Source organism: Bartonella sp. AA81SXKL, assembly GCF_042196945.1.
Classification (GTDB): Bacteria; Pseudomonadota; Alphaproteobacteria; order Rhizobiales; family Rhizobiaceae; genus Bartonella.
Window position 1 is genome coordinate 1 of sequence record NZ_JBHIRH010000138.1, and the last position, 289, is coordinate 289.

Consider the following 289-nt stretch of genomic DNA (forward strand, 5'->3'; position numbering starts at 1 on the left):
AAGTTTCGGCAAGCTTTTGACCGTCTTTTTCAAAATCGAGACTGAGCTGGAAAGTACTCTCTAATTGCATATCATGAAGATATACAGATTGTCCGTTGCCATCTGGTAATTCAAGTGTTTGTTCAGCAATGACTCTAAATCCCATATTTTCAAGGAGTGGTACGCGTTTGGAAAGAGCTAGTGCTTCGTAGCGGTGAAAGAGTCGGAGAGAAATACTTTGTTTTTCTTTATTGTAGGTATTATAAAACGTAACAAAAAGCGGTTTTTTATCATGAAGACTTAAAATATG

General features: G+C 36.7%; 1 protein-coding gene. It reads right to left on the bottom strand.

Translation table 11 applies throughout. From position 1 onward, the window contains the following. Positions 1 to 289, bottom strand: a 289-nt coding sequence (locus tag ACFINZ_RS10120) for a hypothetical protein (protein ID WP_375701442.1), incomplete at both ends; no start/stop codon positions are given.